This window comes from Streptomyces qaidamensis, assembly GCF_001611795.1.
In the GTDB taxonomy this organism is placed as follows: Bacteria; Actinomycetota; Actinomycetes; order Streptomycetales; family Streptomycetaceae; genus Streptomyces; species Streptomyces qaidamensis.
Genome location: NZ_CP015098.1, coordinates 132422 through 149006, shown reverse-complemented (window position 1 = coordinate 149006; position 16585 = coordinate 132422). Strand labels below are relative to the sequence as shown.

Genomic DNA, 16585 nt, shown 5'->3' with positions numbered 1-16585 from the left:
CCAGCTGCCCTACATCGAGGCCACCCCTGAAGGGCTGCACCCGCACGACGCGGTGCGGGCGACCCTCGAGGCCGACCTGCGCTGGCGGGACCCCGAGCGCTACGACGACGTCCGCGCCCGCATCTCGCTCGCCGGTCTGCACGCCGTGCGCTCCGCCACCGCCGACGACGCGCTCTTACGAGTCGCGGAATGGATGTTCCTCTTCCGCGACCAGGGCGGCCGGACAATCTGTACAACTACCGGACGCACCCCCACATCAAGGACACTCCGCTCCGGCCCGAAGACGCGCCCGGCGTGCTGCGCATGGCCGAGGAGGCCGAGGGCCCGGCATCGGCAGCCGCGGTCGCACACTGGCTGCGCCGCCAGCCGGAGGCCTTCCGCGTCCACCGCTACGCGGGCTCTTCCGCACCCGTTTCCTTCATGGCCATCCTGCGGCTGGACGCACCGCTGCCCGAGGACCGCGCCGAAGACCCGGTGATCGCAGCAGTCTGGGACCTCGTGGAGGCGGCCGCGCCCCTGGGACCGGGCGAGCACCTGGGCATCCGCCGCTTCGCGGTGCAACCCGGCGGGCACCAGCGGCCCTCACCCCTGATGGAACTCATCAGCCGGCGCACCATCGCCGAGGAGATGACGAGCCACGGACGCGCAGTGACCTTCACCGTCTTCGAAGACGCCGACCGGTGGGGAGGCTACCTCGCCAAGGCCGGGATGCCGGAGGTCGCGGCCGTGGACGTCGGCGGCCTGCGACAGCACGTCTTCGGCCGGGACTGGCGACGGCAAACAGTGGAACAGTGGGTGCAACACCGGGCTCGCACCGCGGTCACGCCGGTAGCGACACGGCCTGCAACCGCCTCCACGAGCGGCCCAGGCGACCAGCTGCCGCCCGCCGCGTTCGAGGAAGGCGTGCTCCAGGCGCTGCGCACCTGGCAGACCCCACGCGAATTCGCGACCAGCGTCCTGCTGCACTCCCATCTCGTGCCGTCGGGCTCACCCGACCCGGTCGCGGACCTGCGCGGCGCCATCACCACCGCCCTCGACGCGATACAGATCGACCCCGCGGGCGTCAAAGCCCACGAGGCTCTCACCGCCACCTACATCACGGCCTTGCGCACCCACAAGGCCGCCGCCCGGCGACTGGGGGTGCCCTACGGCACCTACCGGCGCCACCTTGCCCTGGCCAAGGAACGCCTCATTGAAAAACTGCTGCGTCAACCGGCCACGACATCCACACTGCCCCCGCCACACTCGTCCCCGGAGGAGTGAGGCCACCGCGGTACCGCGGGGCAACGTCCTCCGCGAGAAACGCGTACTGCCACTCGTTGCCGTTCAATGGCCACAAGAAGAAGAACCTTCATCCCTACCTTCATCTGCCTCCCTCGAGGCGTCGGTCCGCGAACCCGGCGTGCTGGCCGGGGGCAGTTGACTCTGTCGGGGATCTTGGGGTTCCCGGTGCAGCAGCAAGATCGACGGGCATGCTCGGGTAGTTCCGCCGACCGATACAGCTGTCGAGGTGCCCGTTGTCCCTTCGTCCCCGTTCCGGTGAGCAGGTCCCGTCTCTGACTGCGCAGGCGGGAGGAAGCCGCGCGGTTGGCTGAGGTGTTGGAGGCCGCGGAGATCGAGCTGGATCGGCGGGTGATCGCGCGGGAGGGAACTGGTCGAGGCCCTGGCTGTGTCCGCCGCCGGGACGACTGCCGTGACCGAAGCGGAGCAGGAAACGGCATGCTCAGCGGTGCCGGCGCCGGGCTCGACGGTGCCGCCCTGGCGGGACGGGCTGCCAGTGACGGTGCTGGCACCCAACTACCAGCGGATTCTGGGCGTGCTGGAGGAGCGGCGGTCAGCGGGCGGGGGACCGGCGAAGGCCAAGGAGATCGCGGTGAGGCTGGGCCTGGACACGACGCGGCGAAGGTCGAAGGGGTGCGCTCGAAGGCCAGGCACCTGGCAGAGTGCGGGTGGCTGGTGCAGGAGTCGTCGGGGATGTTCAGCGTCGGTCGGCGGCCCGTGGCCGCGTCAGACGCCGGCCCATCCGCGTGACCATCGACCACTGGATCATCGCTTCGCTGGAAGCGGGCAGAATCTCGTCATCACGGGCCAGACGGCGGGAGTTCATCAATCACGCGAACGTGCGCTCGGCCACCCAGCCCTCTGGGGAGCATCATGAAGCCTGTCATGTCGTCGGTGCGCTTGACGATCTCCAAGGTCAGGGCGAGTCTGTCCCGGCACCAGCCGACGCGGCCCCCGGTGTAGCCGCCGTCGGCCCAGACCAGGGTGATGTCACGGTGCAGGAGGCGCAGCCGCCTCAGCAGGCCCGTGGCGGCGTCCCCGGCGCACCCGGAAATCGCCACCGTCTGGGCCGACTCCGCCTCCGCAGGCGCGCTGGTGACCAGGGCGAAGAGCCGTCTCGATGTCACAATCATGACGGTCCGACGGCCGCCGAAGACCTCCGGCTTCATTGTGCTGCCCCGCCGCTGGGTGGTGGAGAGGTCGCTTTCGTGGATCATGAGAGCACGTCGGCACTGCCGGGACCACGAACGGCTTCCGCAGGTCAGTGAAACGCTCATCACCTGGGCGTCCATCACGTTGATGACCCGCCGCCTGACCCGTCACCCGACACGACGACGGGGCCGGAGACTCCCGGTTGTGGCCACCGCCTGACGCCTCACCACACCCGCCTCCCTCCCCATCATTCGACGGTCTTGCTCGGCCGGGACCATGCCAGGCGTCTGAGTGCCCGCCACAACCGGTTCGGCCGTCGACGCCGGACGTCTGCCGGAGACTCCGTGAACTCCGGTAGTGCAGCAACGACGAAGGTCTCCCCCAGGACCGCGAGCGCAAGACCGTGCGGGGGGCGGCGGTCCGGCCTGGACGCATAGCAATCTGTCATGGAGCCAGCCTCCTCAGCAGTGTGCTGAGGCGTCCAACACCTGTTTCTCCTGCGTTTAGGCAATTCCGTTGTGAATCAAGTCGAGTTGGTGAGAATGGAGGCGTGCTCCATGACATCAACCCCAGGCTGTTGCGCGCGTTCGTGGCCGTCGCGGAGGAACTGCACTTCACCCGCGCCGCCGCCCGGCTGTTCATCGCGCAGCAGGCGCTCAGCCGGGACATCCGGCGCTTGGAGCAGGCGTGGGGCAGGGCCTTGTTCGACCGGGACACCCGGCACGTCGCCCTCACCCCCGAGGGGAACCGCCTGCTGCCCATCGTGCGCCACGTCCTGTCCGCCCATGCACAGCTGAGCGAGGAACTGGACCACACGCAGATTTCCGGAAATGCTCGCCCCTTGATCGTGGATGTCGCCCTCCACGGTTCCACTGGTCCTCCAGTACTGGCAGCGGCCCGTGAAGCAGCTCCCGACCTGGAATTCGTCCCCCGGTTCCACAGCGGCCTGGCACGAGCAGCGGCCGAGATAGCGGACGGCCGGCTGGATGTCTCATTCGGCCGCATCGCCGGGCTGCCGCCAACTGTCCGCGACGGTCTCGAACACCAACTGATCCGCTACGACCAGCTGGCCGTCCACCTGCCTCCTGACCATCGGCTGACTGCCTTGCCACGGGTGCCGCTGGCAGCGCTGGCAGGCGAAACCGTCTACGCCGCAGCAGGCAATGAAGACACCACCGAGTGGACGGACTACGCGCGCACCCTGTTCGCGGGCCGCGGCATCAAGCTGGCACCGCCCTTCCCGAAGATCGAGGGCGAGGTTGAATTCAGACGAGTCATGGACAAGCACAGCTGGTCGGTTCTGGCCAACATCAACTTTTCCGACGTTCCTGAGATGGCCCTGCGCCCGTTGATCGACCCGGTGCCCCTCGCCCCCGTCTCCATGGTCTGGCGCCGTGGCCTGCGCCACCCGGGAGTGAGCGCTCTGATCGACGCCGCTCAAGCCCTCGGCACAGCTGAGGGGTGGCTCGAACGCCCTTCAGACTCCTGGCTCCCCGACGTTGACATCGCCATCACAACAGACCGAAACAGACTTCAGACAGACCAGCGGCCGTCGAAAATGTGAAACAGGCACTCAGTGAGCGTTTGGTTCTCGGTTGTCTGTTTTATTTGGCTTAGCTGTCGCGCCAGTTGGGGGTGGCTTCGTGGGTGAGGCGGCGGGTCATGAGGTTGATGGCGGCCAGTTGGATCATGGCGGCTGATCGGTGGGGGTGGGTTTCGTAGTCGCGGGCCAGGCGGCGGTGGTGCATGAGCCAGCCGAGGGTGCGTTCGATGACCCAGCGGCGGGGCTGGACGTGGAAGCCGCGGGTGGTGGGGTCGCGTTGGACGATTTCGAGGTCGATGCCGAGGTGGGCGGCGTGTTCGATGGCTTTGGTTTTGTAGCCGTTGTCGGCCCAGGCTTTGGTGATGGTGGGGTGGCGCTCGCGGACTTTGGTCAGGAGTTGGGTGCCGGCGGCGGAGTCGTGGACGCTGGCGGCGGTGACGGCGACGGCCAGTAGGAGGCCGAGCGTGTCGGTGACGATGTGCCGTTTGCGTCCGATGATTTTCTTGGCGGGGTCGATGCCTTGGCTGGTGAGGGGGACGGTGGCGGAGGTTTTGATGCTCTGGCTGTCGATCAGGCAGGCGTTGGGCTCGTTGGTGCGGCCTTCGGCCTGGCGGATTTTGCCGCGTAAGAGGCCGGTGAGCTGGTCGAAGATGCCGTCGGCTTCCCAGTGGGCGAAGTAGCCGTAGACGGTTTGGTGGGGTGGGAAGTCGTGGGGCAGGTAGCGCCAGGGGATGCCGGTGCGGTCGACGTAGAGGATGGCGTTCATCAGGGCGCGCAGGTCGTGGGTGGGTTTGCGGATGCCGTTGCGGGCTTGGCGCCAGGCTTCGAGGGTGGGGCGGATGAGTTCCCAGCGGGCGTCGGACAGGTCGCTGGGGTAGGGCCGTGAGGGCTGCATGATGCCTGGGTATGCGGTGGCGGCCGGTCTGAGCAGGGCGTGGGCGGGGGCGTTGGGTGCATCGGGGCGTGCGTTCTCGATCTCGGGTGAACCGGTAGGTTTTTGAATGAGACAGGAGCTTTGTTAAGGAACCCGGCGCATAACTGGTCTGCCGATTGCCGCAGAAGCCGCATTTCCGGCGGATCGCTTGGTTCGGCACTCACGCCGGGTCGCTGACAATCACTATGAACCGCCCAATAGGCGTATCAAACGCTCACTCAGAGGTCGTTTCACCTGGTCTGCCCGCGTACTCAGCGATTTTCAGGCCGTCGGGTTGTGGTGCTCGTACTGCTGGAGATATTGGTTGGTTCTTGCTGGTCAGGTGGGGTGACAGGTGGGGCGGGAAGTGGCTTGTGCCTGTCTCATCCCAGGACGTCCGGCCTTCGCGGCAGCGTGCTTCCGTTGTCGTCGCTGTGCGCCTGGGCGCACTCGGTCCGCGGCGGTACGCCTGAAGCATGCCGAGGCGACGCCCGTATCCGAGTGATCTGTCCGATGCCCGCTGGGAGTTGATCGAGCCGGTGCTGGCGGCCTGGCGCTTCGAGCGCTGCGGCAGGGCCCTCGACTTCGGCCGGCCGCCGGAACATGACCTGCGCGACATCATGGACGCGATCTTGTACGTGGACCGCACCGGGGTGCAGTGGCGCTACCTCCCGCACGACTTTCCGCACTGGAATACGGTCTACGGCTACTTCGCCAAGTGGGCGGACGAGGGCGTGTTCGCTCAGCTCAACGGCCTTCTCCGGCAGCTTCTACGGGAGAAGGAAGGACGGGACGCCGAGCCTTCGGCCTGTGTAATCGACGCGCAGAGCGTCAAGACCTCCACCAGCGTCCCCGCCGTCGGCCAGGGCATCGACGCCGGGAAGAAGATCGTGGGCAGGAAGCGGAACATCGTCACCGACACGCTTGGACTCTTGCTTGCCGTGCTGGTCACTGCGGCAAGTGTGCAGGACTCCGCCGCCGGCGCCCGGCTCCTGGACCAGGTCGCCGCTGACCATCCTGGTATCCGCAAGGTGTGGGTCGACGGCGGCTACCGCCAGCACCTCGTCGAGCATGCCGCCGTTCTCGGCATCGACATGGAAATCACCGCCCGCAAGCCCGGGACCAGGGGTTTCGCCCCTATACCGAAGCGGTGGGCGGTCGAACGGACCTATGGCTGGATCATGCTGCACCGCCGACTGGTCCGCGACTACGAAACCCTGCCCACTCGCTCCGAAGCCGTGATCCACATTGCCATGACAGATCTCATGGCCCGCCGCCTCACCAGCGAGAACACCATCTCCTGGCGCGCCCCGACACCGGAGACCAAACACCCGATCCCGGGATGAAACAACGGGAGAAAACGACCTCTCAGAGAGCAGTCATGGTTGGCGCTGAAGGCCATGATCGCCAGGAACCCTGCCACCGGACCGCATGACACCCAGATCTTTTGCCGCCGGTTCACCATCCCGGGGAACATCGCAGCGAGATACAAAGCCACACTGATCGTGGCGAACAGCCACCACAGCGGAGAGGACTTCTCCGGCATCAAAACCCTTTCATCTACCCTCTCGACCGTGGCCCGAGGGGCCACCCCCTCGCCCGCAACGGCTATCTGGCCCACCGTTCCCGCAGCTCAAGCCCCACGGCGCAGCCCTAGCCGCCCGCCGATGACGAAAATCAGGGACCGCCGGACGATCTACTCCTCAGACAGCGGCCCACGACCAGCGTGAGCCTCCCGAGAGCCGGTCACACCAGCCCTTTGAACTGCGACTTCAAGTTGGCGAAGGCTCACTGCGGATCGCGCCTCCAGGGGCATGCAGAGCGGGCGAGGCCGGCTGGAGGTCACGATGTGGACCGGGAAGAAGAAGGCTTTAGAGTCGCGCACTCGCATTCCGAGCCGGGACTGTAAATCCTTCGGTGTATCTCCCGATCAAGGAAGATGCACCGATGACGAGTGAGAACGTGACCGAGGCCGAGACTGTCGAGCCGTTGGAGCCGCAGCCGTCGAAGGCGGTGGACGACGGGCTGATCGACGAGCTGGTCTCCCGCGCCCAGGCCAAGGGCCTGCAGCTGACGGGCGAGGGCGGCTGCTGCAGAAGCTGACGAAGCGGTAGCTGGAGTCCGCCCTGGAGGGCGAGACCACCGACCACCTCGGCTATGACAAGCACGACCCCGCCGGGAAGAACGGCAGCAACTCCCGCAACGACACCCGCGCCAAGACCGTCCTGACCGACGTCGGCCCGGTCGAGATATCCGTGCCCCGCGACCGCGACGGATCCTTCGAGCCGAAGATCGTCAAGAAGCGGCAGAAGCGCCTGACCGGCGTGGACGAGATGGTCGTCTCCCTGTCCGCGAAGGGCCTGACTGAGTCGCGTCTTCCGCGTCGGTCTCGGTGCCGGCGACCAGGATGCCCTTGACGGTCCGGTAGGACGGGTCGCCGACCGCGACCGCCTTGCGGCAGGCGGCTTCGAGTCTGGTGTCGCCGTACTTCTTGCGCAGTCCGAGCATTCCCTGGGCGGCTCGGAGCCGGTAGAGGGCGTTGACCTCCAACAGCTGGTCGATCACCTCCCGGCAGGCGTCCCCGACCTGCGAGGTTTGGCCGCGGCAGCAGATTGGCGTGCGCATCTGGGCTTCCAGGGCTGTCTTCCAGGCTCCGGCCGGGTCGCTCGCCAGCACATCGGCCCGCCATGCGCCGTCCGGGCCGCAGACCTCCAGCTTCGTGGGCCCCGGAGTTGCGGGCGGCGGCCGCGCCGGCGTCGGGCGGGCCCTGCGTCCGTGACCGGTGGCGGGTCGTGCGTCGATCCACCCATCGGGCCGAGGAGGGAATGGGTATCGCGGCCGACGCGCACCGGGCCGTCGGGTTTCTAGCGTAGGCGTCATGAGAAGCCCCGACTCCGGCCGGCGCGCCGCGATGCCGATCCCCGACCCGGACTTTCACTCGGTGCCTGGCGGACACGCGCCGGGGTGCCGCCACGCCAACCTGGTCGCCGGGATCACTCGTGAGTTCCTGGAACCAAGGAGAACGAACCATGACCACCCAACACCTCGAAACCCTGATCATCGGCGCCGGCCAGGCCGGCTTGGCGGTCGGCTACCACCTCCAGCAGCTCGGTCGGGAGTTCCTGATCGTCGACGAGCGCGAGCGGATCGGTGACAACTGGCGCTGCCACTACGACAGCCTCAGGCTGTTCACGCCCGCCCGGGCTAATGGCTTGGACGGGATGCCGTTCCCCGGCGACCCGTGGGAGTTTGCGACCAAGGACGAGTTCGCCGAGTACCTCGAGCTGTACGCCGTCACCAACGGCCTGCCGGTGCGGATGCAGACCCGGGTCGATCGGCTCGCGGCCCTCGAGGGCGGAGGTTTCACCGCGGCCCTCGGAGCCGACAAGGTCACCTGCGACAACGTCGTACTGGCGACCGGCACCTTCGGCCGTACCCCGCAGATCCCGGCCTTCGCCGCCGACATCACCCCCCGGATCCAACAGCTCCACTCCAGCGAGTACCGCCGGCCCTCCCAGCTGCCCGACGGGCCGGCGCTGGTCGTCGGTGCCTCGCACAGTGGGTTGGACATCGCCTACGACCTGGCCGCTGACCGTCCCACCACGCTGGTCGGACCCGACCACGGGAACATCCCTCTCGAATGGGGCTCGCGGCGGTTCCACGCGGCATTCCCGTTCATCGAGTTCGCCTTCAATCACGTGCTCACCCGGCGCACGCCGATGGGACGCAAGGTGATGCAGAAGATTCGCCACCACGGCGCCCCGCAGCTGCGGATCAAGCGCCACCATCTGGGCGTGCGCGATGTGGAATGGATCACCGAGCACGTCGTGGGCGTCGCCGACGGGCTGCCGCGCCTCGAGGACGGCCGCACCTTCGACGTCGCGAGCATCGTCTGGGCCACCGGGTTCCGGCAGGTCTACGACTGGATCGACCTCCCGCTGCCGATCGAGGACGGGTGGCCGGTGGAGTACCGCGGCGTGGTCGAGTCCGTGCCGGGCCTCTACTTCTGCGGCCTGGCGTTCCAGTACGCGTTCGCCTCGGGCGAGATCAATGGCGTCGGCCGGGATGCGGCGTACGTCGCCGACAAGATCGCCGCCCACACCCGGGCGCGGCAACCCGCGGTCGCGGCTTGAGACGCACCCACGATGATCAAGTAGGTCTGCGATGAACGAGATTCGGGAACCCCTCGATGATGACCAGCGCCGCCCCCGCGTCGGGTCCGGCGTCGACAGCCCGCGCGCTCGTCGCTGCCGCACCGGTGCTGCTGCTGGGCGCGCTTGCTGTGGCATCCGCTGCTCCCCGGGAGGCTGCCCGATAGCGCCGGCGCGGCCGAAGCGGCGGCGGCCGACATCACCCGGTGGGGGCTCTCCCACCTCGTCGCGGTCGTCGCGTTCGCCGCGATCGCGCTCGCGTTTGTCGCCGTGCGCTGATTCCTCCGAGAGCGGGGTGACGGGTGGGTCAGCGCGGTCGGGCTCGGGTTCGTGGTGATCGGCAGCACCCTGTACGCGACGCTGCCCGGGATGGAGTTCTCCGCCGTTGCGGCACACGAGACCGGCGCTGATCTGGTGGCGACCCAGGACGCCCTGGTGTCGTGGTTCGTGCCGGTCCTCCTGGTCGGCTCGCTGCTGTTCACCATGGGCACGGCTCTGTTCGCGGTCGCGGTCGCGGTCACCCGGACCGCGACGTTCGGCCTGGTGGCCACCGCCGTGGTCGGCGGCGCGCTGGTCGTGTTCGGGCTCGCCCGGCTGGTGCCGGTCGGTGCGGTGCAGTTCTACGTACAGCCGGCCGCGGCACTGCTGGCTCTGCTGCCGTTGGCGGTCGCGATCGGGGCTGGGCGACGGGCTACCCCAACCCATTGACGGACGTCTCGTGAGCGCCATGGACGGGCACCGCTGTGAGAGGGGCCGGAGGAATCATGCGGATCGGCGAATCACCGGTCTGCTCGTCTTCACCGCCGGCTCCGTCGTACAGAACATCCTGGGCTCCGAAGACGACTGGCTCCACGAACCCGTCAGTTTCTTGTGCGACGGCAGTCTCGGCTGGATCCAGAGCCTCAACTTCGCGGCTTCGGGTTCTGCTTGCTGCTGCTCGCCTACGGACGGCACCGCGGTGCGGTATCGAACCCGCGCGGCTCGGGTGCCTGGGACCGCCCTGCTGGTGGCCGTCGGCTGTGGGCTCTTCACCGCGGCAGCCTTCCCGCTCGTAAGGGACACGACCGGGGAGATCTATGACCTCGGCCTCCACTGGGTCGATGGGTTGCTCTTCTTCGGTGGCTCACCAGGGCGTTCCTGGTGCTCTCCCGGCGGCTGGCGGCGGATTCGCGGTGGAGATCGCTCTCGGCGTACACGCTGGCCGTCGTCGTCCTCTCCTTCGGGAGCACATGGCGCTCCACCTGCTGGAGCGTCCGACATATGCGCCGCTCCATGACTACGGGGGCCTGGTTCAGCGGGCAATCATCCTGGTGCTGACCTTCCCGTGTGACCGTGGCCTCGGCATCGCGGGCCGTCAGTGGGGCGAAACCCTGGCCGCCTACGGGAGCACCCTTCAAGGCCTTTGACACCCGTTGATCATCCAGGCGAGGAAATGCTGCGGATCACGAGCGTCGAACACTAGCCTCGAATCGAGGTGGTGCGAGATGAGCATGGTCGACGATCTACGCCGAGCCCGCGAGGAGTACGAGCGCCAGGAGTGGGTGGCGGCGTACCGCGCTCTCTCCGACCTGGACGAGACCGAGCTTCAGGCCGACGACTTCATGGCGCTGGCGGTCACCGCGTACCTCCTGGGCCACCGCAACGACTGCGTCCAGGCGTTGCAACGGGCGTTCCAGGCCTACCGTGACAGGGACGATACCCTCGGCGCGGTGCGCGCGGCGTACTGGCTGACCGTAGTCCTGTGGCAGGGCGGCGAGGTCGCCATCGGCAGTGGCTGGCTAGCCCGGGCCGAGCGGCTGCTCGACGACCATGGCGGGGATGTGGTGGAGCGTGGTTACCTGCTCGAGCGGGCCACCATGGGGCACATCATCAAGGGAGAGTTCGCCGAGGCCTTCGTTGCCGTGCCAAAAGTCACCGAGTGCGGCAGACGGTTCGACGACCCCGACCTGACAGCTATGGGCCTCCACATGGAGGGTCGGATGAAGATCTTCGCGGGCCAGGTCGCCGACGGGCTGAGCCTCCTCGACGAGGCGATGGTCTCGGTCCTGGCCGGGGAGGTCTCACCCATCTTCTCCGGGGTGATCTACTGCTCGTCGGTCGAAGCCTGCCAGCAGATCTCCGACTTCGGCCGGATGGGCGAGTGGACTCACGCACTGACTACCTGGTGCGACGGCCAGCCCGGCCTCGTCGCGTTCACCGGTCAGTGTGCGGTCCACCGCGGCCAGCTGATGCGACTGCACGGCGCCTATCGCGACGCCGTCAGGGAACTCGAGCGCGCAGTCGGGCGGTACGCCGCGGCCGGCGGGGACCTGGCGGCCGGTCAGGCCCACTACGAGCGGGGTGAGACCCTCCGGCTTCGCGGCGACCACGACGCTGCGGAGGCTGCCTTCGCGGAGGCTGCCGAGTTCGGCCACTCGGCCCAGCCCGGCCGGGCACTGCTGTGGCTGGAGCACGGCCGACGGGATGCGGCGTCGGCCGCGATCCACCGTGTGGTGGCCGAGGCGCACGATCCCGTCCACCGGTCGCAGATGCTCCCGGCGGCGGTCGAGGTGCTGGTGGCCACCGGCGAGGTAGACACGGCAGCACCCCTTGCCGAGGAGCTGGGGCAGATCGGGAGCTCGTTCGGGTGCTCGGCGCTGCAGGCATCGGGGCAGTACGCCGCCGCGACCGTCGCCCTGGCCCGGGGCGAGGCGGACCGCGGGTTCGCCTACGCGCGGCAGGCAGCCGAGACCTGGGCGCAGCTCTCCGCGGTGTACGAGGTGGCCCGCTCCCGGGTGCTCGTCGGGCGCGCGCTCCGGCTGCTGGGTGACGAGGAGTCGGCCTCGGCCGACCTGAGCGCGGCCCGGAGGGCATTCGCGGAGATGGGTGCGAAGCCGGCGGAGCAGGAGGTCGCGGCGCTGTTGGGCGAGGAGAAGGCTCCCGGCGGGTTGACCCACCGGGAGGTCGAGGTCCTCCGGCTGGTGGCGGTGGGCAGGAGCAACCCGGAGATCGCCGAGACCCTGGTGCTCTCGGAGAAAACCGTGGCCCGGCACCTGTCCAACATCTTTGCCAAGCTCGATGTCGGCTCCCGAACCGCGGCCGCGGCGTTCGCCTACGAGCATCACCTGGTCTGAGCCGCCCTTCGTTCTGAACAGTCCCGGCTAGTTAGCAGGCCGTCGAGGGGGCATTGACGCTGTCCCAGTAGTCCTCGCCGAAAAAGCAACGGAGTAGCCGCTGACCTGGGACGTTGCCGTGGAAAGACGTGACGAGCAAGCCCGGATGAGACGCTTTTCCTCCTGCTGGTATGTGGGAGGTTCTGCAGCCCGGCGCCGGGCTCGTCGGTGGCCACGGTCCTCAGGGGCCAGTGTCCCTGGTCGTCGAGTTGGGCGAGTTCGTGTTTGTAGTCGACAGTGATGGAGCCGTAGTAGTTGACCACCGAGTTGCGGGTCGGCGAGATGTGTGCCAGGACCTCGGCGTCCACCTCGCGGCCGGCGCCGCGCAGTTCGTCGACGCCCAGGCCCATGTACTCGGTGTGCCAGCAGACCACCGCGTTCGTCGCTACCGTCAGGCACCACGCCTGCTCGTTCTGTTGCTCGGGCTGACGGCGGGTGACCTTGCCCTCGCGAGCGTAGTGGAGCTGGCGACGAAGGGCGCGCAGGGACTCGCCCTTCGCCGCAGCTGCCGGGCGATCTTCCGAGTGGGGCGCAACCAAGCTCCGCTGGAGCCTCACAGCGGATGAATCCGAGGCGGCCACCCTGCGCGAGGTGGCGGCCGGCTGCCCAGAGCAGACCGTGACATACGAGCCGGCCGTATAGGAGCCCGGCGCGCCGCACGGTTCAGCTCGCCAGCGCCAGGGCGGTCCGCGTAGACGAGACGCGCCCGGCCGTGGAGGCCGGGCGCGTCACTGTTCTATCGGGGAGTGAGTGAGTGTTCAGTTCACGCTCGCGGTGTTGGGTCAGCGGTGGTGGCTGCCGTGGCGGTGGTGGCCCCAGGAGGCGTCGTCGATGAAGCGGCTGTGGTCGTTGCGGAGGGTGGCGGTGTCGGAGCGGTTGTCCCAGACGCAGTGGCGGCGGTCCTGGAACAGGTCGCTGCGGGAGTCGCGGCCTTCCCCGGTGTGGACGCGGACGGTGGAGCGGCCGTCGAGGCGGTAGTGGTGGAAGGTGAATGTGTGGCCGTCCTCGTCCTTCAGGGTCCAGCCGTCGAGGTTCACGGCGCGGCGGCCGGTGTTGGTGATCTCCACCCATTCGCGGTTCAGGGAGCGGTTGGAGCGGTCGTCACGTCCGGGGGAGTCGTACTGGACAGCCGAGATCTGCACCTTCGACCGCTCGAGGCGGGCGTGGTCGGCGGCGGATGCCGGCAGCGTGACCACCGAGAACAGGGCGCCGGCGGTGAGCGCGGCGGCGGCGATACGGCGAGTGGTGAGAGAAGCGGAAGCGGACAAGAGTCCCCCTCAGTGTGCGGACACCCTCCCTCGAGGAGCCGGTCTGAGGAATAGGGGTGGGCCCTGGGTGACTGCCCGCTCCTGCTGTGAGGGGCGAAGCTGGCCGTGCGGGGCGCCGGGGTGTGGCTGGGGTCCGGTGGTTGGAGGTGCAGGTTCCGCGGCTTCACCGGGCCCCAGCCATGGGGCCTTGCCGGGAAGGTGGTGCTTACACCGTTTGCCCGGGGAGCTGCTCTGGGCGGGACGTGCCTGTGGGCCCCGGGTGTTCCCGGGGCCCACAGGCCGACTGCTGTGTGGTGGGTTACCAGCGATACCAGCGGCCCTTGCGGCCTCCTGTGTCCGCACTGCGCAGCACGAAGCCCAGCAGCCAGACGACCAGCACGATGACGGCGATCCACCACAGTGCCTTCAGCGCGAACCCCGCACCGAAGAGGATCAGGGCCAGAAGCAGGACGAGAAGCAGGGGAACCATAGTTATCAACCTCCGTTGCTCCTTGTGCCCGGCGATTCGAAGAGCACGCGGCTGATCTGCCTTGTTTCTTCACTGCTCTTGCGGGAACTGGGATCAGTTTCGTCACCGGCATTCACCTCACGGTCGGCAGGCACCCGGCGCGTCCGCACCACTTCCGCCGCGCAGCCGTCTGTCGGGCCAGGGCCAGTCGCCTCGGCTGCATCGCCTGGTCGCAGTCATGAGCGCCAGTGAGGTGTCAGACGTCGACCTGATTCGGGTCGCCTTGGAGGCCGGGCCTTCCCCATACGGCAACGGGGGCCGCACGGGGAAGGCGCGGCCGCGAAGTGTGTCGTCGGTGGCCCGGTGGAATGTGGGGGAGCCGAGCCGATGTGGGTTCGGTGTCGCGCTCGGTGCGCTCGTCACCGAGCGGTCTGTGAGCTCGCCTGTCAGGCGGCCTTTTCCAACTGTTCGGGGAAGTCGTCGTCAGCGTCGGCTTGTTGAGCGGCCTTCTCGCGGGCGCAGGGCGTGGTCAGCGGCGGAATGTGCCGGACGGCGTAAGTGTGCATGGAGTGAAGCTGTGGCCACACCGGTCCTGTGTATCGGTCGCTTGCTCTGAGGTAAGTCGTGCCGGTGTGGTTTCGAGTTCAAGGGCTGGTAAGCGCTCACTGTGTCTATTCCTGCCAGGTCTGAACCTGGCCGAAAAGTGATCGCTAGCCGTGCACGATGCACCGATTGAAGCCTAGTCGATCGAAAAATTTCGGTCAGTGTGACCCCTGAAATCGGTAACGGAACAGATAATTCCCCCCTTCAGGGTTGGCGGGTTACTCGGATGTATCCACGTTTGCCCAGCGGAAGTGGTCGGGCTGATTCCGGCCGGAATGAGGCGGGTATTGCGGGGCACGACTACGCCACTCCGACCAAGGCGCGCGAAGGGCTCCCGAAACTCACGCGGGGCCTGAACGAGCAGAAGGCATTCGCCGTGGAGGTCCGCCTGGCGGTCGCCGAGGCGACCTGCGCCGGCCAGACGCACTTGACCCGCACGATCCGCGCGCTCGAAGCCGAGTACCGCGAGAAGCTGCTCGACCGGTACGGCGATGCGGTCGCCACCCATCAGCGCATGAACCTCGACGCGCTGGCCCGGGCCGAGAAGATCACCGGCTCGGCAGCCTGACCCCTCACATCGCACCCACCCACAAGGAGTGATCCGTCATGCGCAAGGTCCTGGCCACCGCCGCGACGCTCGGCCTGGCAGCCCTCGGAGCGGTCGTCCCGGCGACGAACGCGCAGGCCTCCACCGCCTGCGACAACGCGTACAACGCCATCCCCGCCGGCACCTTCGTCGCGTACAACGGGGCGAACTGCGGCACCACTCGACTCGGCGCCACAACGAGCTGGGACTCGGACTGGGGCAACAGCTCCGGCCCCTTCCAGGGCTGGGACACCAACACCGCGGAATCCCTCGCCTACAAGTCATCGGACACCAGGCGGGTCCAGCTCTTCAACGGCACGGGGACCGACTGGGCGGGCGGCCACACCTGCATCGGGCCGAACGAGAACTACATGGACACCCTTGAGCAGCAGTACTTCACCAGCGGTATCGAGGTGGAGAACGAGATCAGCTCCCACCGGTTCATCTGGCGGGGATGCGGCGCGGTCCTGGACTCCTGACCTGACCGCCCACACGCACGGCTGACCCGGGCTGCACCACCCCGGGGAGGTGCAGCCCGGCTGATCTGTCTCTGCCTACGTTCACAGCAGTGCTGGAACCCGCTTCGACGTCGAAAGGACCGCACGCATGATCGCGCTTATGGACCCTGAGGTGGGCACCGAGACCCCTGCCCCGGGCACACCCACTCACTACCCCGCCACCTCGAAGAGCGGTAGCGGGGGCATCGGTAGCCGCAGGTCTGTCCGTCGCCCCGTCACCGCGAAGCACGGTCCGGGCGCCGGCACCCGCAGGTCTGTCCGCCACGCCACCACCGCGAAGCACACTCCGGGCGTCGGGGGCCGCAGGCCTGTCCGTCATCCCGCCGCGGCGAAGAACGGCCCGGGTGCTGGCAACCGCCGATCTGTCCACCGTCTGTCCACGCTGAAGGGCTCCGGCCCGGGCGTGGGTTCCCGCAGGTCGGTCCGCCGTCCCGCGACGTTGAAGGGTAGTGGAGGCGGCATTGGCAGCCGCTGCAACGGCACTCCTGGCATCGGTACCCGAAGGCCCGTGTACAGCTCCGTCACCTTGAAGGTCGGCTCGGGCGTCGGGGGCCGCAGGTCTGTCCGTCATCCCGCCGTGGCGAAGAACGGCCCGAGTGTCGGCGGGCGGTGCAAAGGCACTCCTGGCGTCGGTTCACGTACGGCCGCCCGCCGCCCCACCGTTCTGAAGGGCGGCGGCCCGGGCATCGGCACCCGACGATCTGTCCGCCATGCCGCCGCGGCGAAGGGCGGCCCGAGTGTCGGCGGCCGCAGTGCTGTCCGTCGCCCTACCACGTTGAAGACGGGCGGTCCGAGCATCGGCACCCGCAGGTCTGTTCGTCGTCCCCCCACTGCGAAGACCGGCCCGGGCGTTGGCACCCGCAGGGTGGTTCGTCATCCGGCCACGTTGAAGGGCGGCCCCGGCGCTGGTAACCGCAGGTCTGTCCTCGGCCCCGCCACCGCGAAGGCTGGCGGCCCGGGCGTCGGGTCC

15 protein-coding genes and 3 pseudogenes are annotated in these 16585 nt (G+C 68.2%); 13 read left to right on the top strand and 5 right to left on the bottom strand.

Features of this window, described 5'->3' with window-relative positions:
- Positions 1 to 189: 189 nt before the first annotated feature.
- The 3 genes and pseudogenes from A4E84_RS43895 to A4E84_RS00600 all read left to right on the top strand — a co-directional run bounded on the left by A4E84_RS43895 (position 190) and on the right by A4E84_RS00600 (position 3997).
- On the top strand, positions 190 to 1263 hold the full coding sequence (locus tag A4E84_RS43895) for a hypothetical protein (protein ID WP_213084201.1): 1074 nt from the start codon (positions 190 to 192) through the stop codon (positions 1261 to 1263).
- A 1062-nt stretch (positions 1264 to 2325) separates the two neighbouring features.
- Positions 2326 to 2601, top strand: a pseudogene (locus A4E84_RS40135) (IS5-like element IS4811 family transposase); the annotation flags it as partial.
- A gap of 382 nt (positions 2602 to 2983) precedes the next feature.
- Positions 2984 to 3997 (top strand): LysR family transcriptional regulator, encoded by a 1014-nt coding sequence (locus A4E84_RS00600; protein WP_062924641.1) that lies wholly within the window; start codon positions 2984 to 2986, stop codon positions 3995 to 3997.
- A 49-nt stretch (positions 3998 to 4046) separates the two neighbouring features.
- Here the strand turns inward: A4E84_RS00600 and A4E84_RS00595 are convergent, their stop codons facing one another.
- Entirely contained in the window at positions 4047 to 4871 is an 825-nt protein-coding gene (locus A4E84_RS00595) for an IS5 family transposase (protein WP_062924614.1), read from the bottom strand.
- 494 nt (positions 4872 to 5365) lie between these two features.
- On the opposite strand from A4E84_RS00595, the gene A4E84_RS00590 reads away from it, so the two are divergent.
- Both A4E84_RS00590 and A4E84_RS40130 read left to right on the top strand, forming a co-directional pair.
- On the top strand, positions 5366 to 6235 hold the full coding sequence (locus A4E84_RS00590; RefSeq protein WP_079128800.1) for an IS5 family transposase: 870 nt from the start codon (positions 5366 to 5368) through the stop codon (positions 6233 to 6235).
- 601 nt (positions 6236 to 6836) lie between these two features.
- Positions 6837 to 7267: pseudogene (locus A4E84_RS40130) on the top strand (transposase); the annotation flags it as partial.
- Here A4E84_RS40130 and A4E84_RS00580 read toward each other — a convergent pair.
- Positions 7185 to 7514, bottom strand: coding sequence for a hypothetical protein (locus A4E84_RS00580; RefSeq protein ID WP_237305167.1), 330 nt, complete (start codon positions 7512 to 7514; stop codon positions 7185 to 7187). The pseudogene A4E84_RS40130 and the gene A4E84_RS00580 sit on opposite strands and share 83 nt — an antisense overlap.
- Positions 7515 to 7918: 404 nt before the next feature.
- Here A4E84_RS00580 and A4E84_RS00575 point away from each other — a divergent pair, with 404 nt between their 5' ends.
- From A4E84_RS00575 to A4E84_RS00565, 5 genes are all read left to right on the top strand, one after another.
- Entirely contained in the window at positions 7919 to 9022 is a 1104-nt protein-coding gene (locus A4E84_RS00575; RefSeq protein WP_062924639.1) for a flavin-containing monooxygenase, read from the top strand.
- Positions 9023 to 9166: 144 nt separating this feature from the next.
- Positions 9167 to 9319: a hypothetical protein gene (locus tag A4E84_RS42770; protein WP_159029537.1), complete on the top strand. Its 153-nt coding sequence runs from the start codon at positions 9167 to 9169 to the stop codon at positions 9317 to 9319.
- A 51-nt stretch (positions 9320 to 9370) separates the two neighbouring features.
- On the top strand, positions 9371 to 9748 hold the full coding sequence (locus A4E84_RS00570; RefSeq protein WP_062924638.1) for a hypothetical protein: 378 nt from the start codon (positions 9371 to 9373) through the stop codon (positions 9746 to 9748).
- A gap of 19 nt (positions 9749 to 9767) precedes the next feature.
- Positions 9768 to 10316 carry a DUF998 domain-containing protein gene (locus tag A4E84_RS45590; protein WP_418082251.1) on the top strand — a complete coding sequence of 183 codons (549 nt, stop codon included), beginning with the start codon at positions 9768 to 9770 and terminating at the stop codon, positions 10314 to 10316.
- A 208-nt stretch (positions 10317 to 10524) separates the two neighbouring features.
- The gene (locus tag A4E84_RS00565) at positions 10525 to 12153 is read left to right on the top strand and encodes a LuxR C-terminal-related transcriptional regulator (protein ID WP_062924637.1); all 1629 of its coding nucleotides are present in this window, start codon (positions 10525 to 10527) and stop codon (positions 12151 to 12153) included.
- Here the strand turns inward: A4E84_RS00565 and A4E84_RS45585 are convergent.
- On the bottom strand, positions 12141 to 12749 hold the full coding sequence (locus A4E84_RS45585; protein ID WP_159029536.1) for a Tn3 family transposase: 609 nt from the start codon (positions 12747 to 12749) through the stop codon (positions 12141 to 12143). The two genes, A4E84_RS00565 and A4E84_RS45585, sit on opposite strands and share 13 nt — an antisense overlap.
- Here A4E84_RS45585 and A4E84_RS44125 point away from each other — a divergent pair.
- Positions 12712 to 12834 (top strand): annotated as a pseudogene (locus tag A4E84_RS44125) (HNH endonuclease); the annotation flags it as partial. The gene A4E84_RS45585 and the pseudogene A4E84_RS44125 sit on opposite strands and share 38 nt — an antisense overlap.
- A 140-nt stretch (positions 12835 to 12974) precedes the next feature.
- Here A4E84_RS44125 and A4E84_RS00555 read toward each other — a convergent pair.
- Both A4E84_RS00555 and A4E84_RS00550 read right to left on the bottom strand, forming a co-directional pair.
- Positions 12975 to 13460 (bottom strand): lamin tail domain-containing protein, encoded by a 486-nt coding sequence (locus A4E84_RS00555; protein WP_062924635.1) that lies wholly within the window; start codon positions 13458 to 13460, stop codon positions 12975 to 12977.
- A gap of 298 nt (positions 13461 to 13758) precedes the next feature.
- Positions 13759 to 13929 carry a hypothetical protein gene (locus A4E84_RS00550; protein WP_031106884.1) on the bottom strand — a complete coding sequence of 57 codons (171 nt, stop codon included), beginning with the start codon at positions 13927 to 13929 and terminating at the stop codon, positions 13759 to 13761.
- 958 nt (positions 13930 to 14887) lie between these two features.
- On the opposite strand from A4E84_RS00550, the gene A4E84_RS00545 reads away from it, so the two are divergent.
- Entirely contained in the window at positions 14888 to 15079 is a 192-nt protein-coding gene (locus A4E84_RS00545; protein ID WP_062924634.1) for a hypothetical protein, read from the top strand.
- A gap of 38 nt (positions 15080 to 15117) precedes the next feature.
- Complete coding sequence (locus A4E84_RS00540) at positions 15118 to 15576, top strand: hypothetical protein (RefSeq protein WP_062924633.1); 459 nt, start codon at positions 15118 to 15120, stop codon at positions 15574 to 15576.
- Positions 15577 to 16585 lie beyond the last annotated feature (1009 nt).